This is a genomic window from Burkholderia sp. AcTa6-5, from assembly GCF_017815075.1.
GTDB lineage: Bacteria > Pseudomonadota > Gammaproteobacteria > Burkholderiales > Burkholderiaceae > Burkholderia > Burkholderia sola.
In genome coordinates this window covers 17,852-38,227 of the sequence record NZ_JAGIQE010000026.1, presented here as the reverse complement: position 1 = coordinate 38,227, position 20,376 = coordinate 17,852, and the positions used below count along the sequence as shown (strand labels likewise).

26 protein-coding genes are annotated in these 20,376 nt (G+C 68.4%); 21 read left to right on the top strand and 5 right to left on the bottom strand.

The window, feature by feature from the left end; genetic code table 11:
* Window positions 1-2 precede the first annotated feature (2 nt).
* Window positions 3-1,220: a type II secretion system inner membrane protein GspF gene (gene gspF / locus J8I33_RS27905; RefSeq protein ID WP_050015775.1), complete on the top strand. Its 1,218-nt coding sequence runs from the start codon at window positions 3-5 to the stop codon at window positions 1,218-1,220.
* A 37-nt stretch (window positions 1,221-1,257) separates the two neighbouring features.
* On the opposite strand, the gene J8I33_RS27900 is transcribed toward gspF, so the two are convergent.
* Complete coding sequence (locus J8I33_RS27900) at window positions 1,258-1,668, bottom strand: type II secretion system protein N (protein WP_006477247.1); 411 nt, start codon at window positions 1,666-1,668, stop codon at window positions 1,258-1,260.
* Window positions 1,669-1,843: 175 nt separating this feature from the next.
* On the opposite strand from J8I33_RS27900, the gene gspG reads away from it, so the two are divergent.
* Genes gspG through J8I33_RS27860 form a run of 8 tightly spaced genes read left to right on the top strand, consistent with a single transcriptional unit; the run spans window position 1,844 to window position 7,824 of the window.
* Window positions 1,844-2,296: a type II secretion system major pseudopilin GspG gene (gspG, locus tag J8I33_RS27895; protein WP_012492990.1), complete on the top strand. Its 453-nt coding sequence runs from the start codon at window positions 1,844-1,846 to the stop codon at window positions 2,294-2,296.
* 38 nt (window positions 2,297-2,334) lie between these two features.
* Window positions 2,335-2,904, top strand: a complete 570-nt coding sequence (locus J8I33_RS27890) for a GspH/FimT family pseudopilin (RefSeq protein WP_124594462.1) — start codon at window positions 2,335-2,337, stop codon at window positions 2,902-2,904.
* Between the two features lie 2 nt (window positions 2,905-2,906).
* Window positions 2,907-3,308 (top strand): type II secretion system minor pseudopilin GspI, encoded by a 402-nt coding sequence (gspI, locus tag J8I33_RS27885; RefSeq protein ID WP_060733874.1) that lies wholly within the window; start codon window positions 2,907-2,909, stop codon window positions 3,306-3,308.
* A complete protein-coding gene (locus J8I33_RS27880) occupies window positions 3,286-3,984 on the top strand; it encodes a prepilin-type N-terminal cleavage/methylation domain-containing protein (RefSeq protein WP_209926224.1) in 699 nt (232 codons plus the stop codon). The genes gspI and J8I33_RS27880 overlap by 23 nt, the downstream gene beginning before the upstream one ends.
* Before the next feature lie 2 nt (window positions 3,985-3,986).
* Window positions 3,987-5,096, top strand: coding sequence for a type II secretion system minor pseudopilin GspK (gene gspK, locus J8I33_RS27875; protein WP_050016009.1), 1,110 nt, complete (start codon window positions 3,987-3,989; stop codon window positions 5,094-5,096).
* Window positions 5,097-5,122: 26 nt separating this feature from the next.
* Complete coding sequence (gspL, locus tag J8I33_RS27870) at window positions 5,123-6,496, top strand: type II secretion system protein GspL (protein ID WP_209939501.1); 1,374 nt, start codon at window positions 5,123-5,125, stop codon at window positions 6,494-6,496.
* Entirely contained in the window at window positions 6,493-6,999 is a 507-nt protein-coding gene (locus J8I33_RS27865) for a type II secretion system protein M (protein WP_050015768.1), read from the top strand. The genes gspL and J8I33_RS27865 overlap by 4 nt, the downstream gene beginning before the upstream one ends.
* Before the next feature lie 36 nt (window positions 7,000-7,035).
* On the top strand, window positions 7,036-7,824 hold the full coding sequence (locus J8I33_RS27860) for a type II secretion system protein N (protein ID WP_050015762.1): 789 nt from the start codon (window positions 7,036-7,038) through the stop codon (window positions 7,822-7,824).
* A 162-nt stretch (window positions 7,825-7,986) separates the two neighbouring features.
* On the opposite strand, the gene J8I33_RS27855 is transcribed toward J8I33_RS27860, so the two are convergent.
* The 3 genes from J8I33_RS27855 to J8I33_RS27845 all read right to left on the bottom strand — a co-directional run bounded on the left by J8I33_RS27855 (window position 7,987) and on the right by J8I33_RS27845 (window position 10,503).
* Window positions 7,987-8,145 (bottom strand): hypothetical protein, encoded by a 159-nt coding sequence (locus J8I33_RS27855; protein WP_166741970.1) that lies wholly within the window; start codon window positions 8,143-8,145, stop codon window positions 7,987-7,989.
* A 241-nt stretch (window positions 8,146-8,386) separates the two neighbouring features.
* Window positions 8,387-9,937: an efflux transporter outer membrane subunit gene (locus J8I33_RS27850; protein WP_209939500.1), complete on the bottom strand. Its 1,551-nt coding sequence runs from the start codon at window positions 9,935-9,937 to the stop codon at window positions 8,387-8,389.
* A 281-nt stretch (window positions 9,938-10,218) separates the two neighbouring features.
* Window positions 10,219-10,503, bottom strand: a complete 285-nt coding sequence (locus J8I33_RS27845; RefSeq protein ID WP_089488069.1) for a multidrug ABC transporter ATPase — start codon at window positions 10,501-10,503, stop codon at window positions 10,219-10,221.
* A 175-nt stretch (window positions 10,504-10,678) separates the two neighbouring features.
* Between J8I33_RS27845 and J8I33_RS27840 the strand changes: the two genes are divergently transcribed.
* From J8I33_RS27840 to J8I33_RS27830, 3 genes are all read left to right on the top strand, one after another.
* Window positions 10,679-11,167 carry a MarR family transcriptional regulator gene (locus tag J8I33_RS27840; RefSeq protein ID WP_050015756.1) on the top strand — a complete coding sequence of 163 codons (489 nt, stop codon included), beginning with the start codon at window positions 10,679-10,681 and terminating at the stop codon, window positions 11,165-11,167.
* Between the two features lie 178 nt (window positions 11,168-11,345).
* Entirely contained in the window at window positions 11,346-12,902 is a 1,557-nt protein-coding gene (locus J8I33_RS27835) for a DHA2 family efflux MFS transporter permease subunit (RefSeq protein WP_050015755.1), read from the top strand.
* Window positions 12,903-12,996: 94 nt separating this feature from the next.
* On the top strand, window positions 12,997-13,248 hold the full coding sequence (locus tag J8I33_RS27830; RefSeq protein ID WP_209926227.1) for a prevent-host-death protein: 252 nt from the start codon (window positions 12,997-12,999) through the stop codon (window positions 13,246-13,248).
* A 30-nt stretch (window positions 13,249-13,278) separates the two neighbouring features.
* Here J8I33_RS27830 and J8I33_RS27825 read toward each other — a convergent pair whose 3' ends face one another.
* A complete protein-coding gene (locus tag J8I33_RS27825; protein ID WP_089488012.1) occupies window positions 13,279-14,205 on the bottom strand; it encodes a LysR family transcriptional regulator in 927 nt (308 codons plus the stop codon).
* A 142-nt stretch (window positions 14,206-14,347) separates the two neighbouring features.
* Between J8I33_RS27825 and J8I33_RS27820 the strand changes: the two genes are divergently transcribed.
* From J8I33_RS27820 to fliR, 9 genes are all read left to right on the top strand, one after another.
* Entirely contained in the window at window positions 14,348-14,821 is a 474-nt protein-coding gene (locus J8I33_RS27820; protein WP_050015750.1) for a CidA/LrgA family protein, read from the top strand.
* A 13-nt stretch (window positions 14,822-14,834) separates the two neighbouring features.
* The gene (locus J8I33_RS27815; protein ID WP_050015748.1) at window positions 14,835-15,557 is read left to right on the top strand and encodes an LrgB family protein; all 723 of its coding nucleotides are present in this window, start codon (window positions 14,835-14,837) and stop codon (window positions 15,555-15,557) included.
* A gap of 257 nt (window positions 15,558-15,814) precedes the next feature.
* Window positions 15,815-16,315, top strand: coding sequence for a flagellar basal body-associated protein FliL (fliL, locus tag J8I33_RS27810; protein ID WP_179233119.1), 501 nt, complete (start codon window positions 15,815-15,817; stop codon window positions 16,313-16,315).
* A 22-nt stretch (window positions 16,316-16,337) separates the two neighbouring features.
* The gene (gene fliM, locus J8I33_RS27805; RefSeq protein WP_050015744.1) at window positions 16,338-17,336 is read left to right on the top strand and encodes a flagellar motor switch protein FliM; all 999 of its coding nucleotides are present in this window, start codon (window positions 16,338-16,340) and stop codon (window positions 17,334-17,336) included.
* The gene (gene fliN / locus J8I33_RS27800) at window positions 17,329-17,832 is read left to right on the top strand and encodes a flagellar motor switch protein FliN (RefSeq protein ID WP_209939499.1); all 504 of its coding nucleotides are present in this window, start codon (window positions 17,329-17,331) and stop codon (window positions 17,830-17,832) included. Before fliM ends, fliN begins: the two co-directional genes overlap by 8 nt.
* Window positions 17,829-18,404 (top strand): flagellar biosynthetic protein FliO, encoded by a 576-nt coding sequence (fliO, locus tag J8I33_RS27795; RefSeq protein WP_209926229.1) that lies wholly within the window; start codon window positions 17,829-17,831, stop codon window positions 18,402-18,404. The genes fliN and fliO overlap by 4 nt, the downstream gene beginning before the upstream one ends.
* A gap of 36 nt (window positions 18,405-18,440) precedes the next feature.
* Window positions 18,441-19,202, top strand: a complete 762-nt coding sequence (gene fliP, locus J8I33_RS27790; protein WP_124555730.1) for a flagellar type III secretion system pore protein FliP — start codon at window positions 18,441-18,443, stop codon at window positions 19,200-19,202.
* A 17-nt stretch (window positions 19,203-19,219) separates the two neighbouring features.
* Complete coding sequence (gene fliQ / locus J8I33_RS27785; protein ID WP_006401718.1) at window positions 19,220-19,492, top strand: flagellar biosynthesis protein FliQ; 273 nt, start codon at window positions 19,220-19,222, stop codon at window positions 19,490-19,492.
* A gap of 28 nt (window positions 19,493-19,520) precedes the next feature.
* A complete protein-coding gene (fliR, locus tag J8I33_RS27780; protein ID WP_124555729.1) occupies window positions 19,521-20,303 on the top strand; it encodes a flagellar biosynthetic protein FliR in 783 nt (260 codons plus the stop codon).
* Window positions 20,304-20,376 lie beyond the last annotated feature (73 nt).

Here is a 20,376-nt window from a genome sequence, read left to right as displayed (position 1 = left end):
CGATGCCGGCATTCCGTTTCGAAGCAATCGATTCGGCGGGGCGCGCGCAGAAAGGCGTGATCGATGCCGACAGCGCGCGAGCCGCGCGCGGCCAACTGCGCACGCAGGGGCTGACGCCGCTCGTCGTCGAGCCGGCCGCCAGCGCGACGCGCGGCGCGCGTTCGCAGCGGCTCGCGTTCGGGCGCAAGCTGTCGCAGCGCGAGCAGGCGATCCTCACGCGCCAGCTTGCGAGCCTGCTGATCGCGGGGCTGCCGCTCGACGAGGCGCTCGGCGTGCTGACCGAGCAGGCCGAACGCGACTACATCCGCGAACTGATGGCCGCGATCCGCGCGGAAGTGCTCGGCGGCCATTCGCTCGCGAATGCGCTGGGCCAGCATCCGCGCGATTTTCCGGAAATCTACCGCGCACTCGTTGCCGCGGGCGAGCACACCGGCAAGCTCGGCATCGTGCTGTCGCGCCTCGCCGACTACATCGAGCAAAGCAATGCGCTGAAGCAGAAGATCCTGCTGGCGTTCACGTATCCGGGCATCGTCACGCTGATCGCGTTCGGCATCGTCACGTTCCTGCTGAGCTACGTCGTGCCGCAGGTCGTCAACGTGTTCGCCAGCACGAAGCAGCAGTTGCCGATCCTCACGGTCGTGATGATGGCGCTGTCGGAATTCGTGCGGCACTGGTGGTGGGCGATCCTGATCGCGGTCGCGCTCGTCGTGTGGTTCGTGAAGGCGACGCTGTCGCGCGCCGGGCCCAGGCTCGCGTTCGATCGCTGGGTGCTGACCGCGCCGCTCGCCGGCAAGCTCGTGCGCGGCTACAACACGGTGCGCTTCGCGAGCACGCTCGGGATTCTCACCGCGGCCGGCGTGCCGATCCTGCGCGCGCTGCAGGCGGCCGGCGAGACGCTGTCGAACCGCGCGATGCGCGCGAACATCGACGATGCGATCGTGCGCGTGCGCGAAGGCTCCGCGCTGTCGCGCGCGCTGAACAACGTGAAGACGTTTCCGCCGGTGCTCGTGCACCTGATTCGTTCGGGCGAGGCGACGGGCGACGTGACGACGATGCTGGATCGCGCGGCCGAAGGCGAAGCGCGCGAACTCGAGCGCCGCACGATGTTCCTGACGAGCCTGCTGGAGCCGCTGCTGATCCTCGCGATGGGCGGCATCGTGCTCGTGATCGTGCTGGCCGTGATGCTGCCGATCATCGAGCTGAACAACATGGTGCAGTGACGGTGCGGCCCGATTCCGACGGATGGGCCGCTACCGTTCAGCGCATGTAGATCGCGGGGGACGGCGTGTTCGCCGGGAGCTGGATTTCGGCGCGGGCGCCGTTGCGGTCGACGATGATCGAGCGCGGCCGGACTTCGGCGAGCTTCGCGCCGGACGTGACCTCCGCGCCGAGCGACACGGCGCGCGGCGGTTCGCCGCCGACGCCGACGATCGCGGCGCCGCCATGATCGAGCGCGAGAATGCCGAACAGGTGGATGTCCTGGACGGGATTCTTGTCGAGCTGGCCGCCGAAGAGCGCCGCGGCGTCCTCGGTGCGGATCGGCAGCCGCGCGGCGGCGGCGGGCAGCGGCGCTTCGCGGGCCGACAGCGTGACGACCCAGTAGGTGGCCGTCGCGCACAAACCCGCGAAGAGGGCGAGGGAAAGGATCCGGATCGAGAGCGCGTTCATGCGCGCTATTGTACGGATGTATATGAAATTTGCGTTGGGTGAAAGCCCTCGGCGATGCGCGCCTTACAATGCGTGCTCCGCGCCCGCCGGTCCGGAAGGTTGCTGTCAGGCAATCGTCCGGTGCGCCGGGTGCGTCACTCAATCGACGACATTTTTTGGAAAGAGGTAGTCAGTCATGCAAACGTGGATCACTCGCCGCAACGCGGCCGTGCGTCGTCAGCGCGGTTTCACGCTGATCGAGATCATGGTGGTGGTCGCGATCCTCGGGATCCTGGCGGCGCTGATCGTGCCGAAGATCATGAGCCGCCCCGACGAGGCGCGCCGCATCGCCGCGAAGCAGGACATCGGCACGATCATGCAGGCGCTCAAGCTGTACCGCCTGGACAACGGCCGCTATCCGACCCAGGAGCAGGGCCTGAACGCGCTGATCCAGAAGCCGACCAACGATCCGATCCCGAACAACTGGAAGGACGGCGGCTATCTCGAGCGCCTGCCGAACGATCCGTGGGGCAACGGGTACAAGTACCTGAACCCGGGCGTGCACGGCGAGATCGACGTGTTCAGCTACGGCGCCGACGGCAAGGAAGGCGGCGAAAGCAACGACTCCGACATCGGCTCGTGGCAGTAAGCCGGCGCTGATCGGCCCGACGTTTCATTCCGTTCTTCATGCTCGCCATTCGCACGACCTCCCGCTGCGGCCGCGATTGCCGCGTGCGTCGCGGTGCGGTGCCGTCCGTACCGGCAGGTGCCGATGGCGGCTTGATGAAGCCCCGCGCGGCGCGCCGTCGCGGGCGCGGCTTCACGCTGCTCGAAATGCTGGTCGTGCTCGTGATCGCGGGGTTGCTCGTGTCGCTCGCGTCGCTGTCGTTGACGCGCAATCCGCGCACCGACCTGCGCGAGGAAGCGCAGCGGATCGCGCTGCTGTTCGAGACGGCCGGCGACGAAGCGCAGGTGCGCGCGCGGCCGATCGCGTGGCAGCCAACCGCGCACGGTTTCCAGTTCGACGTGAGCTCGCCCGACGGCTGGCGCACGTTGCGCGACGACGTGCTGCGCCCGCGCGACTGGGACGGCGGCGTCACCGGCGCGGACATCGATTACCCGGGGTCGGACACGCGCGCGAACCGCGTCGTGTTCGGCACCGAGAGCATCGACACGCCGGTGCGCGTGACGCTGCATTCGGCCGCCGGCAGCGCGACGATCGTCGGCACCGGCAACGGTCGCTACGAGGTGCAATGACGATGCGTCGTCGCCTGCCCTTCCCCGTTTCCTCCGCCCGCGGCTTCACGATGATCGAGGTGCTGGTCGCGCTCGCGATCATCGCGGTCGCGCTCGCCGCGTCGATCCGCGCGGTCGGCACGATGGCGAGCAACGCGTCCGACCTGCATCGCCGGCTGCTCGCCGGCTGGAGCGCCGACAACGCGCTTGCGCAGCTGCGGCTCACGCATGCGTGGCCGGAAGTCGGGGAGCAGAGCTTCGACTGCTCGCAAGGCAACGTGCAGCTCGTCTGCACGCAGCGCGTGAGCACCACGCCGAACCCGGTGTTCCGGCGCGTGCGGATTTCGGTGAGCACGCCCGGCCGTGCCGGCGTGCTCGCGCAGATGGTGACGGTGGTCGCGAATGAAACCAGCCGTCCGCTCTGACGCGCCGATGCGACGCCCGTCCACCCGTGCCGCCCGCCTCGCCCGCGGCTTCACGCTGATCGAGCTGATGATCGCGATCGCGATTCTCGCGGTGGTCGCGATCCTCGCATGGCGCGGGCTCGACCAGATCATGCGCGGTCGCGACAAGGTCGCGGCCGCGATGGAAGACGAGCGCGTGTTCGCGCAGATGTTCGACCAGATGCGCATCGACGCGCGGCTCGCCGCGACCGACGACGAGGCCGGCCAGCCGGCGATCGGCGTCGCCGGCAATACGCTGCAGATCGTGCGCGAACTCGACGTGCCGGGCGTCGCGCCGCGGCTGCAGGTGGTCCGCTACCGGATCGCCGGCGGGCGCGTCGTGCGCTATGCATCGCCGCCGATCGACGACACGAACCGGCTGCGCACCGTGCTGAAGGACAGCAGCGTCGAAGGCTGGAGCTGGGTCGCGCTGATGGGCGGCGTCGGCGCGATCGACGCGAAGCTGTACGTGCCGCGCGTGGGCTGGACCACCAACCTGCAGACGGCCGACGAAGCGCTCGCACAGAACAACGACGCGCTGAAGGTGCCGCAGATCGGCAACGCGCCGCCGGCGCGCGCGGTGACCGGGCTGCAGGTCAGCATCGGCGCGACGTCGCTGCGCGTGCCGGTCACGCGCATCTTCCTCGTCGGGGAATGACGATGCGTGCGCGCCCTTCCCGTCGAATCCGGGCCCGCCGCCAGCGCGGCGCCGCGATCATCACCGCGCTGCTCGTGGTCGCGCTGTCGGCGATCCTCGTGTCGGGGATGCTGTGGCGCCAGCAGGTGCAGATTCGCCGCATCGAGAACCAGCGGGTAATCGCGCAGGCACAGTGGGTCGCGCGCGGCGCGCTCGACTGGACGCGGATGATCCTGCGCTCCGAAGGCGATACGGCGCCCGGCATCACGTATCTCGGCGGGATCTGGGGCGTGCCGATCGCGAAGACGAAGCTGTCGGATTTCCTCGGCCGCATCGGCGCGCCCAACGACACGGACGCCGAAGACACCTATCTGTCCGGCTCGATCGAGGATGCGCAGGCGAAGTTCAACCTGCGCAACCTCGTGTCGTCGCCGGCGCCCGGCGTGCTGCAGCTGAACGTCACGCAGATGCAGGCGTTCCAGCGCCTGCTGACGACGCTCGGCTACGACAGCGCATTCGCGAAGCGCATCGCGCTGCAGGTGCGTGCGGGGCTGCTGCATTCGGCCACGCGGTTCCAGATGCCGAACCTGCCCGGCGGCGGCGGGACCGCCGCGACCGCCGCGACCGCACCGGTGACGAGCGGCGACATGCAGGGCAGCGGCTTCACCGACGATCCGGGGATGGCCGGCGGCGACCGCGGGCCCGCGCCGCTGATGATGACGCGCGTCGACAGCCTGCTCGACGTCGACGGCGTGACGCCCGAGATGGTCGCGCGGCTGCGCCCGTTCGTCACCGTGCTGCCGACCACGACGCCCGTGAACATGAATACCGCGCCGGCCGAAGTGATCGCCGCGCTGATACCGGGGATGAGCGTGTCGTCCGCGCAGGCGCTCGTGGCGCGCCGCGAGACGGTGTTTTTCCGCAACGTCGGCGACGTGCAGCTCGCGCTGCGCGGCGCCGGCGCGCCGCCGAACGTGACGATCGACTCGAGCCTCGTCGACGTCAATTCGAGCTATTTCATCGTGCATGGCCGGATCCAGCACGAACGCGCGGAGGTCGATCGCACCTCGCTCGTGTATCGTGATCCGACCACGCACTCGACGCGGGTCGTGCGCATCCGCGACCAGCTATAACGACGCCAATCGGGAGAGGAGCTCTTGTGAGCACGTTGATTGTTTCTTTGCCGCCGCGCGAGCCTGCCGTGCCGTTGCAGGGATGGCAGTGGCCCGAGCTGCCGTTCACGCTCGTCGACAAGGCCGGCCACGTGCAGCGCGCGGGCCGCGCCGCGCTCGCGCTGCTGCCGCGCGCGAACGCGACGGTGCTGATCGTCGCCGCGCGCGACGTGCTGCTGCTGGCCGCGACCGTGCCGCCGCTGAAGGGGCCGAAGCTGCGCCAGGCCCTGCCCAACATCGTCGAGGATCAGCTGATCCAGGATCCGCTCGGCTGCCATATCGCGCTCGATCCGGCCCCGCTGCCCGACGGGCGCCGCGTGCTGGCCGTCGTCGATCGCGCGTGGTTCCGCACGATCTGCGACGCGTTTACCGCGGCCGGCCACCGGCACCTGAGCGCGGTGCCCGCGACCCGCTGCCTGCCGGCGCCGCGCGCGTCGGCCGACGCCGCATCCGTCGTGCCGGCCGGCGGCGATCCCGCCGACGCCGCCGCGCTCGTCGCGGACGTCGCCGAGCCGGCTGCCCGCCCGGCGACGGTCGCCGCGGTGCTCGGGCTCGCGACGGCGGTCGAGCCGGTGCTCGTCGAAGCCGGCGCGCTGCCGGCCGCGGCCGGTGCGCCGCGCCTCGAGCTGGCGGTCGCGCGCGGTGCGCTCGGCGAAGGCTTCGCGGCGCCCGCGTCGCGCGCCGCCGGCACGCTGGCCGCGCTCGCGGGCGGCGGCGACATCGAGCTGTACGAACTCGGTGAGCCGGGCGCGGAGCCGCGGCTCGCGTCGGTCGGCCGCACGGACGCGCCGCTGCTGCCGGGCGCCGCGCCGCTGTCGTTCGATACGTTCGCGCGCCGGGCGCTGACCGAGAAATTCGATCTGTGCCAATTCGAGTTCGAATCGCAGCCGTGGCGCTTCGACCGCGCGACGCTCAAGCGCCTGCGCGTGCCGATCGCGCTCGCGGCGGCGACGCTCGGCGTCGCGGTGATCGGGATGAACGTGCACTGGTGGAAGCTGTCGCGCGAGCGCGATGCGCTGTCCGCGCAGATCACCGAGACGCTGCTGTCTGCCTTTCCGAAGACGACCACCGTGCTCGACCCGCCCGCGCAGATGCAACGCCAGCTCGACCAGCTTCGGCTGGCTGCCGGCGAGCTGTCGCCGAATGATTTCCTCGCGCTGTCGAGCGGCCTGGCGCGCTCGATGGGTGCGCTGCCGCTGAATGGCATCGCGTCGCTCGACTATCACGACCGGCGGCTCGACGTCGGCTTCAAGCCGGAGGTCAAGGTCGATCCCGATTTCACGCAGCGCCTCGCGCGTAACGGACTGTCCGGCGAAGTCGACAGCAACACGGGCAAATGGACGATCCGGAGCCGCTCATGAAAACCGAACAACTGAACCAGACGCTGGCCCAGTTCTGGGGCGAGCGCTCGCCGCGCGAGAAGATGCTGCTCGGCTGGGGCGGCGCCGTGCTGGCCGTCGCGATCGCGTATTCGGTGCTGTGGTCGCCCGCGCAGGAAGGCCGTGCGCGAATCCAGCGCGCGCTGCCGACGATGCGTCACGAACTCGCGCAGATGACCGCGCAGGCGAACGAGGCGAAATCGCTGTCGGCTGCCGCGCAGGGCGTCGCGCCGACCGGCCTCGCGCTGAAGGATGCGCTGACCGCGTCGCTGTCCGATCACGGGCTGCAGGGCGCGCAGGTGCAGATCGTCGGCAATGGCGTGCAGATCCAGATGAAGAACGTGTCGTTCCCGGCATGGACCCAGTGGCTCGACGATGCGCGCCGGCAGTTCAAGGTGCAGGTCGGCGAAGCGCATGCCACGGCGCTGAAGGAAGACGGCCAGGTGGACCTGACGGCCGTGATGCAGCCTTCCGTCCAGAAATAGATGACCGCAGTGGATGACGCAAACGAAGGCCGGCCGATGCGGCCGTGGGCGAGACGGCTCGTCGCCGTGTTGCCATGGGTGCTGGCGGGCGGCGTGGCGACGGCGGTGACGCTCGTCGCGCTCGCGCCGGCCGCGTGGATCGCGCCGCAGTTCGCGCGGGCGACCGGCGGTCACGTGAATCTCGTCGATCCGGACGGGTCGCTGTGGCACGGCTCGGGCACGCTGATGCTCGCGCCGGGCGCCGACCAGAGCGCGGCGACGCTGCTGCCGGGACGGGTCGAATGGACCACGCGCTTCTGGCCGCTGCTGACCGGGCGCGTGCAGATGCGCCTGCGGCAGACGGAAGCGATGCCCGATGCGGTCACGCTCGATGCGACGTGGCGCGGCGCGGTGCTGTCGGCGGGCACGATGGCGGTGCCCGCGTCGCTGCTCGCGGGGCTCGGCACGCCGTTCAACACGCTCGACCTGCAGGGCGACGTGCGGCTCGGCTGGAGCGACTGGCGGCTCATCGGCAACAACGCGTTCGGCCAGTTGACGGTGACGATCGATTCGATGAGTTCGCGCGTGTCGCGCGTGAAGCCGCTCGGTTCGTACCGCGCGGTATTGCAGGCGAAGGGCGCGGGCGCCGATCTCGACCTGTCGACGACGCAGGGCCCGCTGTTTCTCGACGGGCACGGCAGCTTCGGCCCCGGCCAGGGATCGTTTCGCGGGACCGCGCATGCGGCGCCCGAGCAGCAGGCGAACCTCGCCGGGCTGCTGAATCTGCTCGGCCACCCGATCGGCAACAACCAGGTTTCGCTGATCTTCGGCGACGCGCAGCGCTGATTGTGCGCGGTGCGTTCAAGCACGCACAAACGTGCAATCGGCTGGAATGATCTTTACTGAAACCACCGCCTGCGGGATTGCAATATGCCTGCCCCGTCATCGATTTGAATATCACGGCGCCGGATAATGAAACGAAGGGCCGGCAAAGCCGGCCCACACAACTTACTTGTCGCCCGTCGGCGTTTTCAGAACCCAGTGCCGTTCGCCATTAGGCGTGGGCGGCATGATATTGCCGATACCGATGGAGCGTGTGTCATTCGGATTTCCAACAGGATGCCACGTACCGCCCTGCGGGCACTTTTCTCCGATATTTGCGATCATTTTAGTCGTTTCCTTATTAAGGGTGAATTCGCATCGTGGTGTCGATGCAGTGAATTCGTAAGCTGCGCCTTTAATAAGTTCAAAGATTTTATTTTGAGATATTTGGAAGTCGACAAAAATCAAGTTTTAACTGTTGTTTGCTAAATTCCATTAGCAGTTTTTAGGACTTGAACGAAAGATGCCCATTCGCCATTCTTTTGCCAAGCGATTTGGCATGCAGTCGTTCGATCGAGCGTGACTTTCATTTCTGGGCGATCGGTGTGGCCGCCGCACTGCTCGCGGATGCCGGCACAGGCGCCGGCGCCGCCATGTCGCCGTTCTCGCGCGCCATCTCCGATACGTCCCAGCCGCCGCCGAGCGCCTTCACGAGCCCGACCGACGACACCATCCGCTGCCCGGCGATCGTCGCGAGCTTCTGCTGCGCGGTGAACGCGGTGGTTTGCGCGTTCAGTACGTTCAGATACGCGACCGTGCCCGCCTTGTACTGGTTCGTGACGATCGCGAGCGCGTGCTCGGCGCTGTCGACGGCCTGCCGCTGCACGTCGATTTCCTGCGCGAGGATCCGCTGCGACGCAAGGTTGTCCTCGACGTCCTGAAACGCGGTCAGCACCGCGAGGCGATAGGCGGCGACGTCCTGGTCGTAGGTCGCGCGCGCGGCGTCGGTCTGCGCGGCGCGCAGCCCCGCGTCGAACAGCGTGGCCGCAAGCTGCGGGCCGACCGTCCAGAAGCGCGCCGGCAGCGTGAACAGTTGCGACCACACCGAGCTCTGGAAGCCGCCGGTGGCCGACAGCGTCAGCGTGGGGAAGAACGCGGCGATCGCGACGCCGATCTGCTCGTTCGCGGCCGCCGCGCGGCGCTCGGCCGCCGCGACGTCGGGCCGGCGCTCGAGGATCGTGGACGGCACGTCGACCGGCGTGATCGGCGGCTCGGCCGCGAGCGGGGTCGGCGGCAGCGAGAAGGTCGACGCGGGCTCGCCGATCAGCGTCGCGATCGCATGCTCGTACTGCGCGCGGGCGACGCCGTTGTCGATCTGCGCGGCCTGCGCGCTCTGCAGTTGCGTCTGCGCCTGGATCACGTCCGCGCGCGCGGCGACGCCCTGCGCGTACTGGTTCTGCGTGAGCTGCAGCGAGCGTTCGTACGACTTCACGGTGTCGTCGAGCAGCTTTTGCAGCGCATCGGACGTGCGCAACTGGAAATAGGTCTGCGCGAGCAGCGCCTGCTGCGACAGCCGCGCGTTCGCGAGATCGGCCGCGGCGGCCGCTTCGCCGGCGCGCTGCGCGCTGACGGTGCGGCTCACCTTGCCCCACAGGTCGGGTTCCCAACTGGCGTCGAGGCCGACGCTGTAGCTGTTGTTGATCGACCCGGTCGACCCGCTGCCGAAATTCGACGACGAACCCGACGACAGCGACGTGCGCGGCGACCGCGCGCGCGAGCCCGATGCGGTCAGCCCGACGGTCGGGAAATACGCGGCGCGCGCCTCGGTGACGAGCGCGCGCGCCTGCCGGTAGGCGGCCGCCGATTGCGCGATGGTCTGGTTCGACGCGTTGAGCTTGCCGATCAGCGCATCGAGCTGCCGATCGTTGTAGACCGTCCACCAGGCGCCGCGGTCGGCACGATCGGCGGGCTGCGCGACTTTCCAGCCGGCCGGCGCTTCCTTGAAGGCGGCGGGGATCGACGTGTCGGGCCGGTGATAGTCGGGCCCGACGGCGCAGCCGGCGAGCAGCACGGCCGTCGCAATGGCGACGGCGGCGCTCAGCGGGCGAACGGCGCGCGGGAGGGGGGCGTACGGCATGGTGGTTTTCCTGTCTGGGCGTGACGGCCGGCGAGCGGCGTCGCGCGATGCGGTCGTCGTGCCGCTGGCGGACAAATGGTAACTGACGGCGGAAAAGCTGCGCAGCCCTAAGGGTACGGTGCACGGCGGCCCGGATGTGTTACCGGCGCGGCCGGCCGGTTTACCGGCCATTACGGCTCGCTTGCGGGAAAACGGACGTGCGACCGGGCATACGACGCCGGTCACGCGTGACGCGGCCGGCGATCAGGCGGGATAGTGTGGAGCGTGAGAGCGCTGCGACGTCAGTGGCAGCGCGCGGGCACCGGGACGGGCTCGGCGGCGGCCCGCCATGTCGACGGCTCGGTTGCGGCCGGCTGGCTCGTGCGGCGGGCGCCGCCCTTCGCGTTGCGCTGCCGGCGATGATCGAACCATGCGAACCCGAGCGCCGCGAGCGAGCCGCCCGGCACGACCAGCATCGTCACGTACAGCGCGATCTTCCAGCCGCGGTGCGGCCCGGAGAACACATGATGAGCGGTATCGGTCAGGTTGCGGCGCAGCGCGCCGGCGGCATTTTTCAGGAACAGCATCGCGAACATCCTCGGGGTGCCCGGCAGCGCGGGCCAATCGGTCAGAACATCATCTCCGGCAGTGCAACATGCACGTCGTAACTGGTTGACTCAAATAATATTGACTAAGCAATCATTTTTCAAGATACTGGGCGCGTTCAAACCCGAAACGCACTATTGCTGCGCGCGCAATCGTATGACCGGCGGCCTCTACGATCCCGAGAACATCGCGCTGGAAACGAGCCTCGGCTATTACCTGTCGAAGGCGAAGCAGGCGCTCGTCGAGCGGATGGATCGCGCGCTCGAGCCGCTCGACCTCACCGCGCAGCAGATCGGCGTGATCCTGCTGCTGTCGCGCGGCTACGCGCGTACGCCGTTCGAGCTGTCGCGCAAGATGTCGTACGACAGCGGGTCGATGACGCGCATGCTCGATCGGCTCGAACGCAAGGGGCTGATCGCGCGTGCGCGCAGCGAGCAGGACCGCCGGATGATCGAGCTGACGCTGACCGAGCGCGGCATCGAAGCCGCCCGCGCGCTGCCGTCGCTGGTCGCGACCGTGCTGAACGCGCAGCTCGAAGGCTTCTCGGCCGACGAACTCGCGACGCTCATCGGCCTGCTGCAACGCTTCATCGCCAACGGGCCCGGTTCGACCGGCTGCCCGACGCCCGACGAACCCGACTGCTGATGCGTGCGGAGACCCCATGTCCAGGTTTAAACAGTCGCTTATTTCTCTGTCTGGGCAGAAGATGACGAGGCACGCGCTCCGCTTTTCCCCTTTTTCATTCCACCCGGCCGGGCCGCGCTGCGTCGCGCGCCCGTGCGTTGCGCCGGCGCGTTGCGCGCGCCGCGTCTAGGAGATCCCGATGTCCGCCACCACGGCATCCGCCCCCGCCGCCGAACCGGCGCCGCTGACCGGCGGCGCGCTCGCACTGCTGACCGTCGGGCTCGCGCTCGGCACCTTCATGGAAGTGCTCGACACGTCGATCGCGAACGTCGCGGTGCCGACCATCTCGGGCAGCCTCGGCGTCGCGACGAGCGAAGGCACGTGGGTGATTTCGTCGTACTCGGTCGCATCCGCGATCGCGGTGCCGCTGACCGGCTGGCTCGCGCGGCGGGTCGGCGAGGTGCGGCTGTTCACGCTGTCGGTGCTCGCGTTCACGATTGCGTCCGCGCTGTGCGGCCTCGCGACCAACTTCGAGACGCTGATCGCGTTCCGGCTGCTGCAGGGCCTCGTGTCGGGGCCGATGGTGCCGCTGTCGCAAACGATCCTGATGCGCAGCTACCCGCCCGCGAAACGCGGGCTCGCGCTCGGGCTATGGGCGATGACGGTGATCGTCGCGCCGATCTTCGGCCCGTTGCTGGGCGGCTGGATCAGCGACAACTACACGTGGCCGTGGATCTTCTACATCAACCTGCCGATCGGCGTGTTCTCGGCGACCTGCGCGTACTTCCTGCTGCGCGGCCGCGAGACGAAGACGTCGAAGCAGCGGATCGACGCGATCGGCCTCGCGCTGCTCGTGATCGGCGTGTCGTGCCTGCAGATGATGCTCGACCTCGGCAAGGACCGCGACTGGTTCAACTCGTCGTTCATCGTCGCGCTCGCGCTGATCGCGGTCGTGTCGCTCGCGTTCATGCTCGTGTGGGAGGCGACCGAGAAGGAGCCGGTGGTCGACCTCACGCTCTTCAAGGACCGCAACTTCGCGCTCGGCGCGCTGATCATCTCGTTCGGCTTCATGGCGTTTTTCGGCTCGGTCGTGATCTTCCCGCTGTGGCTGCAGACGGTGATGGGCTACACGGCCGGCAAGGCCGGCCTCGCGACCGCGCCGGTCGGGCTGCTCGCGCTCGTGCTGTCGCCGTTGATCGGGCGCAACATGCACCGGCTCGACCTGCGGATGGTCGCGAGCTTCGCGTTCATCGTGTTCGCGGGCGTGTCGCTGTGGAACGCGACGTTTACGCTCGACGTGCCGTTCAACCACGTGATCCTGCCGCGGCTCGTGCAGGGCATCGGCGTCGCGTGCTTCTTCGTGCCGATGACGACGATCACGCTGTCGAGCATCTCCGACGAGCGGCTCGCGAGCGCGTCGGGGCTGTCGAACTTCCTGCGCACGCTGTCCGGCGCGATCGGCACCGCGGCCAGCTCGACGTTCTGGGAGAACGACGCGATCTACCATCATGCGCGGCTGTCGGAATCGGTGAGCGTCTACGCGCAGAACACGACCGACTACCAGGGCGCGCTCGCACAGCTCGGCATCGTCGGGCAGACGGCCAATGCGCAGCTGAACCAGCTCGTCACGCAGCAGGGCTTCATGATGGCGACCAACGACTTCTTCCACCTGTCGGCGGTGATGTTCATCGCGCTCGCGGCGCTCGTGTGGATCACGAAGCCGAAGAAGGGCGCGGGGCCGGCGATGGGGCATTGAGGGGCGCGTTCGGGTTCCCGGCACGCCGCCCATGCGGCGTCCACCACATAGATAAAGAGCTAAGCTGGCCGACCCGGACTCGCGGAACAGTGAAATGCCGACTTATGACCTACGTGATGCGACAAGGAACCTGTCGCTTTTGATCGATGACGCAATTCGTTCTGGTGAACTGTTCGTCATCGAGAACGACGGCAAGCCGCTGGTCAAAGTCGTGCCGATTGCCTCGGCACCGACGCTTGCTCCGGTATCGCGGGTCGGATTCATGAAGGGGCAGATTCGGGTCCCCGAGGATTTCGATGCGTTGCACGCCGACACGATTCGAAACAGATTCGACGGCACTGAATGAAATCAGCGTGCCGAACGTCTCGTCCTTGCCTCACTCCCTCGCCCGCAATCCCCCAAACGCCAGATCGTCGGCCGGCGCGAGCGGCAGCGTCGCCCGCGCGACGTCGAGCCACGCGCGCGCCGCGTGCGACAGGTAGCCCTTCTTCAGCCAGCCGAGCGCGATCGCCCACGTGATTTCCGGCTCGACGATCGGCCGGCACGTGAACTGGCTCGCGTCGAGCCGCCGGCAATACGGCTCGGGCAGCAGCGCGATGCCGACGCCCGCATGCACGAGCGCGGCCATGAAATCCCAGTGGCCGCTGCGGCTCACGATCGACGGCGTGAAACCGGCTTGCCGGCACGCATCCAGCACCGCGTCGTGCAGCGCGAGGCTTTCCGCATAGAACACGAACGATTCCCGCGCGAGATCGGCGAGCGGCACGGCCGCGTGGTCCTCCCAGCGCGACTCGCGGGGCGCGACGAGCCACAGCGGCGCGCGCACCATCGGCAGTCGCTCGAACGTGCCGGGATCGACCGGCTCCAGCAGCCCGCCGAGTTCCAGCTCGCCCGACATCAGCGCCGCCTCGATCATCCGCGCGCCCTGCTCGAACAGCTTCAGCTCGATGTTCGGGTAGCGCTGCTTGTACGCGGCGATGATCGGCGTGAACAGCGAACCGCCGAGCGGCGGGATGCCGATCGTCAGCTCGCCGCGTCCGAGCGTGCCGAGATCGTTCAGCTCCGACTGCAGCTGCGCCTGCGCGGCGAGCACGTCCTGGCCGCGCTGGAACACGATCCGCCCGGCGTCGGTCAGCACCATCTGCCGGCCGTCGCGCAGCAGCAGCGGCGAACCGATCTCGTCTTCCAGCGCCTTCACCATCTTGCTGATGGTCGGCTGCGTGACGAACAGCTTGTCGGCCGCCGCGGTGAAGCTCTGCTGGCGAACCACCTCGACGAAGTACCGCAGCGCGCGCAATTCCATCGATCACTCCCCAGATTGGTGCAGCTGAATTCAAAGCGAATTCCGAATTGGAATGACAAGGATAGAGACAAGTCATTTTATTTATGGTTAGGGGAAACCCTATACTTGCTCCATTGACAGAAACACCTGTAGGGAGCCCGCCATGAACAAGCCGACCGCCACTGCCGCCGCCCGCCCCGCCGCTTCGGGCAGCCTCGCGCACACGGGCCGGATCGTGCTGCAGGCCACCGCGCTCGGCGTGTTGTGGATGGCGGTCGACTGGGCCGTGCGCAAGGTTGGGCTGCCGATTCCGTCCGGCGTGATCGGCCTCGCGGTGCTGCTCGTGCTGCTGTTCTCGGGCCGCGTCGCACCGGCGTGGGTGAAGGACGGCGCGAACTGGCTGCTGTCCGACATGCTGCTGTTCTTCGTGCCGGCCGCCGTCGCGGCCGTGCAGTACGGCGGGCTGTTCCGCGAGGACGGCTGGCGCATCGCGCTGGTGATGCTCGCCGGCACCGCGTTCGTGATGGTCGCGGTGGCCGTCGCCGTCGATCTCGCCGCGAAGCTCGAACGCCGGCTCGCCGTGCAGCGCGTGTTCGCCGAACGCCGCCGCGCGCGCCTGAGCGCCATCGCGCACTGAGCCGGAGCCTTCCATGCTCGCCGCGCTATCGAACCTGCCCGCCGACCGGGTGAATACCGCCATCTCCGTCGGCTGCTTCGTGCTGACGATCGTGCTGTATTTCGCGTCGAAGCGCCTCTATGCGTACAAGAAGACGCTGCTGTTCTCGCCGCTCGTGTTCGTGCCGGGCGTGCTGGTGCTGCTCGTGCTGCTGACCGGCATCCCGTATTCGGTCTATTTCCGCGACACGCGCTGGCTGATGTGGCTGCTCGGCCCGGCGACGATCGCGTTCGCGGTGCCGATTTACGACTATCGCGACCTGATCCGCCGCCACTGGCTGTCGCTGTCGGTCGGCGTCGCGGTCGGGATCGGCGCGGGCGTGTGCGGATCGCTGCTGCTCGCGAAGCTGCTGCACCTGTCGCCCGAGCTGCAACGCTCGCTGATGACGCGCTCGGTGTCGACGCCGTTCGCGCTCGCCGTGTCGGACAAGATCCACGCGCCGAAGGACCTCACGGCCCTGTTCGTGATCGCGACCGGCATCTGCGGGATGCTGCTCGGCGAACTGGTGCTCGCGCTCGTGCCGATGCGCACGCGGCTCGCGCGCGGCGCGCTGTTCGGCGCGGCCGCTCACGGGGTGGGCACCGCGAAGGCGCGCGAGATCGGCAGCGAGGAAGGCGTCGTGTCGAGCCTGACGATGATGATCGCGGGTGTCGCGATGGTGCTGATCGCGCCGCTGCTGTCGCTGCTGCCGATCTGACGATGGATGCGCGGGCGGGCACCGCTGCCCGCCGGCCGCACTCCTTGCCCGCCGGCCCGGTTCCCGTCGGCCGCACGCCGTCCCGCTCCCGCCCGATCGTTTCCCCCCGCCGTTCCTGCCCCGCATCGCGCCGACATCCGGCCGACGCCCGGCCGACAATCGGCTGAGATAGCCGCAATTCCCCCCTCTTTTCCGCCCATCGGCCTCGGCCCGGATGCCGAACAATGCATGCTACGAGACATCACGCACGCATTCACATGGCCACGACTGCAACCCCGACCGCCGACAAGCCGGCTTCCTCCGGCAAGTTCAAGCGCATCGCGCTCATCGCCGTCATCGCGCTGGGCGCGGCTGCCGCCGCCGCCGGCGGCATGTACGTGTTCCTGGGCAAGGCAGGCGTCGGCCATCCGAGCGCGCCCGCCGAGCCGGCGCCGCTTGCCGCGCCGGTGTTCTTCGCGCTCGACCCGCTGACCGTGAACCTGCAGTCCGACGACGGCGCGCAGCACTACCTGCGCGTCGGCCTGTCGCTGAAGCTCACCGACCCGAAGGCGCAGGAGCAACTGACCGCGCGGATGCCGGAAATCCGCAGCCGGATCCTGCTCGCGCTGTCGAACAAGCATCCCGAGGAGCTCGCGACGCCGGACGGCAAACGTTCGCTCGCGAAGGAGCTGCGGGAGCTGATCGAGCAGCCGACCCAGCCGGGCAACCAGCGCGCGAAGGTCGACGACGTGCTGTTCACCGAGTTCGTCGTCCAGTAACGCGGCCGCAAAAGGAGCGCGTATGGGTCACCAGGAGTTCATGTCCCAGGAGGAGGTCGATGCCCTCCTCAAGGGCGTCACGGGCGAAACCGATTCGGTCGACGAGCAGCGCGACACATCGGGCGTCCGCCCCTACAACATCGCGACGCAGGAGCGGATCGTCCGCGGCCGGATGCCCGGCCTCGAGATCATCAACGACCGCTTCGCGCGCCTGCTGCGGATCGGCATCTTCAACTTCATGCGGCGCACGGCGGAAATCTCCGTCAGCCAGGTGAAGGTGCAGAAGTACAGCGAATTCACCCGCAACCTGCCGATCCCGACGAACCTGAACCTGGTGCACGTGAAGCCGCTGCGCGGCACGTCGCTGTTCGTGTTCGACCCGAACCTCGTGTTCTTCGTCGTCGACAACCTGTTCGGCGGCGACGGGCGCTTCCACACGCGCGTCGAGGGCCGCGATTTCACGGCCACCGAGCAGCGGATCATCGGCAAGCTGCTGAACCTCGTGTTCGAGCACTACACGACCGCGTGGAAGAGCGTGCGGCCGCTGCAGTTCGAATTCGTGCGCTCGGAGATGCACACGCAGTTCGCGAACGTCGCGACGCCGAACGAGATCGTGATCGTCACGCAGTTCTCGATCGAGTTCGGGCCGACGGGCGGCACGCTGCACATCTGCATGCCGTACTCGATGGTCGAGCCGATCCGCGACGTGCTCAGCTCGCCGATCCAGGGCGAGGCGCTCGAAGTCGACCGCCGCTGGGTGCGCGTGCTGTCGCAGCAGGTGCAGGCCGCCGAGGTCGAGCTGACCGCGAATCTCGCCGAGATCTCGGCGACGTTCGAGAAGATCCTGAACCTGCGCGCGGGCGACGTGCTGCCGCTGGAGATCGAGGACACGATCACCGCGAAGGTCGACGGCGTGCCGGTGATGGAATGCGGCTACGGAATTTTCAATGGTCAATATGCGTTGCGCGTGCAGAAGATGATCGGCGCGAGCGATTCGATGAAGGAAGGTGGATATGAGTGAGCTGAACCAGACGCCCGACGACGACATGCAGGCGATGGCCGATGCGGCCCTCGCGACGTCGGCCGCCGCGGCATCGGCCGCCGACGCGAAGGCGCCGGCCGCGGCCGACGAAGAGCAGGGCCTCGACGACTGGGCGGCCGCGCTCGCCGAGCAGAACGAGCAGCCGGTGCAGGTGGGCGCCACGGGCGCCGGCGTGTTCCAGCCGCTGTCGAAGGCCGCGGCGAGCTCGACGCACAACGACATCGAGATGATCCTCGACATCCCGGTCAAGATGACCGTGGAGCTCGGCCGCACGAAGATCGCGATCCGCAACCTGCTGCAGCTCGCGCAGGGCTCGGTCGTCGAGCTCGACGGCATGGCCGGCGAGCCGATGGACGTGCTCGTGAACGGCTGCCTGATCGCACAGGGCGAAGTCGTGGTCGTCAACGACAAGTTCGGTATTCGCCTCACCGACATCATCACGCCCGCCGAACGCATCCGGAAGCTGAATCGATGAACGTCGTGAAGCCCGGCTGGCGCGTGTGCCGCGCGATCGCAGCGGCGGCGCTGGCCGCCGCCGCGCCGCTCGCGTGCGCGCCGGCCGGCGCCGCCGACATGAACGCGGTCAACCACGCCGGTTCGATCGCGTCGAGCGTGACGGTCGGCTCGGCCGTGCCGTCGCTCGGCATCGGCGCGGTGCTGCAGACGCTCGTCGGGCTCGCGGTCGTGATCGGCCTCGTATTCGCGTGCGCATGGCTCGCGCGCCGCTTCGGCTTCCAGCCCGTGCGACGCGGCGGCCCGCTGAAGGTCGTGTCGAGCGTCGGGCTCGGCGCGAAGGAAAGCGCGACGATCGTCGAGATCGGCGACACCTGGCTCGTGCTCGGCGTCGCGCCGGGCAACGTGCGCCTGCTGCATACGCTGCCGGCCGGTTCGGTGGCGGCCGCCGCGACCGCGGGGTCGACCTCGGCCGACGCGCCCGCCGGCGGCAACCCGTCCGACGGCACCCTGCCCGGCACGTTCGGCGCGCGGTTTCGCGACGCGCTCGCGGGCGAAGCCGCGAAACGCCTCGGTCGCGGCAAGGACCGCTGACATGGCGCCGCGCCCTCTTTCCGTCTCCGCACTCCGATGAAACACGCATTCCTGCATCACGCGGCGCGTGTCGCGCCCGTGCTGATCCTCTGTCTCGCGCCCGCGCTTGCGTGCGCGCAGGCGAACGGCCTGCCCGCGTTCAATGCGAGCCCGGGCCCGCACGGCGGCACCACCTATTCGCTGAGCGTGCAGACGATGCTGCTGCTCACGATGCTGTCGTTCCTGCCGGCGATGCTGCTGATGATGACGAGCTTCACGCGCATCATCATCGTGCTGTCGCTGCTGCGCCAGGCGCTCGGCACCGCGACGACGCCGCCGAACCAGGTGCTCGTCGGCCTCGCGATGTTCCTCACCTTCTTCGTGATGTCGCCGGTGCTCGACCGCGCGTACAACGACGGCTACAAGCCGTTCTCCGACGGCTCGATGCCGATGGAGCAGGCCGTGCAGCGCGGCGTCGCGCCGTTCAAGACCTTCATGCTGAAGCAGACCCGCGAGACCGATCTCGCGCTGTTCGCGAAGATCTCGAAGGCCGCGCCGATGCAGGGTCCCGAGGACGTGCCGCTATCGCTGCTGGTGCCCGCGTTCGTCACGAGCGAGCTGAAGACCGGCTTCCAGATCGGCTTCACGGTGTTCATCCCGTTCCTGATCATCGACATGGTCGTCGCAAGCGTGCTGATGTCGATGGGGATGATGATGGTGTCGCCGTCCACCGTGTCGCTGCCGTTCAAGCTGATGCTGTTCGTGCTCGTCGACGGCTGGCAACTGCTGATCGGCTCGCTCGCGCAGAGCTTCAGTTAAGCGGAGGAACACGCGCGATGACGCCCGAACAAGTGATGACGCTGGCGCACCAGGCGATGATGGTCGGCCTGCTGCTCGCGGCCCCGCTGCTGCTGGTCGCGCTCGCGGTCGGCCTCGTCGTGAGCCTGTTCCAGGCCGCGACGCAGATCAACGAAGCGACGCTGTCGTTCATCCCGAAGCTGCTCGCGGTCGCCGCAACGCTCGTGATAGCCGGCCCGTGGATGCTGACGACGATGCTCGACTACCTGCGGCAGACGCTGCTGCACGTCGCGACGCTCGGCGCCGGCTGAGCCGCGCGCCCGGCCCGCTTTTTCCGCAATGTTCTCGGTCACCTATGCGCAGCTCAACGGCTGGCTGACGGCTTTCCTGTGGCCGTTCGTGCGGATGCTCGCGCTCGTCGCGACGGCGCCCATGGTCGGCCACGCGGCGGTGCCGGTGCGCGTGAAGATCGGCGTGGCCGCATTCATGGCGCTGGTCGTCGCGCCGACGCTCGGCGCGATGCCGGACGTCACCGTGTTCTCCGCGCAGGGCATCTGGATCCTCGTCACGCAATTCCTGATCGGCGTCGCGATGGGTTTCACGATGCAGCTCGTGTTCGCGGCCGTCGAAGCGGCCGGCGACTTCATCGGGCTGTCGATGGGGCTCGGCTTCGCGACCTTCTTCGATCCGCATTCGAACGGCGCGACGCCCGCGATGGGTCGGTTCCTGAACGCGGTCGCGATGCTCGCGTTCCTCGCCGTGGACGGCCACCTGCAGGTATTCGCCGCGCTCGCCGCGTCGTTCCAGTCGCTGCCGGTGTCGGGCGAGCTGCTGCACGCGCCGGGCTGGCGCACGCTTGCCGCGTTCGGCGCGACCGTGTTCGAGATGGGGCTGCTGCTGTCGCTGCCGGTGGTCGTGGCGCTGCTGATCGCGAACCTCGCGCTTGGCATCCTGAACCGCGCGGCGCCGCAGATCGGCATGTACCAGATCGGCTTTCCCGTCACGCTGATCGTCGGGCTGTTGCTCGTGCAACTGATGATCCCGAACCTCGTGCCGTTCGTGTCGCACCTGTTCGACATGGGGGTCGATGCGATGGGGCGGGTGTTGATCGGGTGGCGGTAGGCGCCCTGTCGACGCACATAGATCCTCTTCTGCCTCATTCGGGCCGCACTTTCCTTCCGCGATTCTCCCTGCT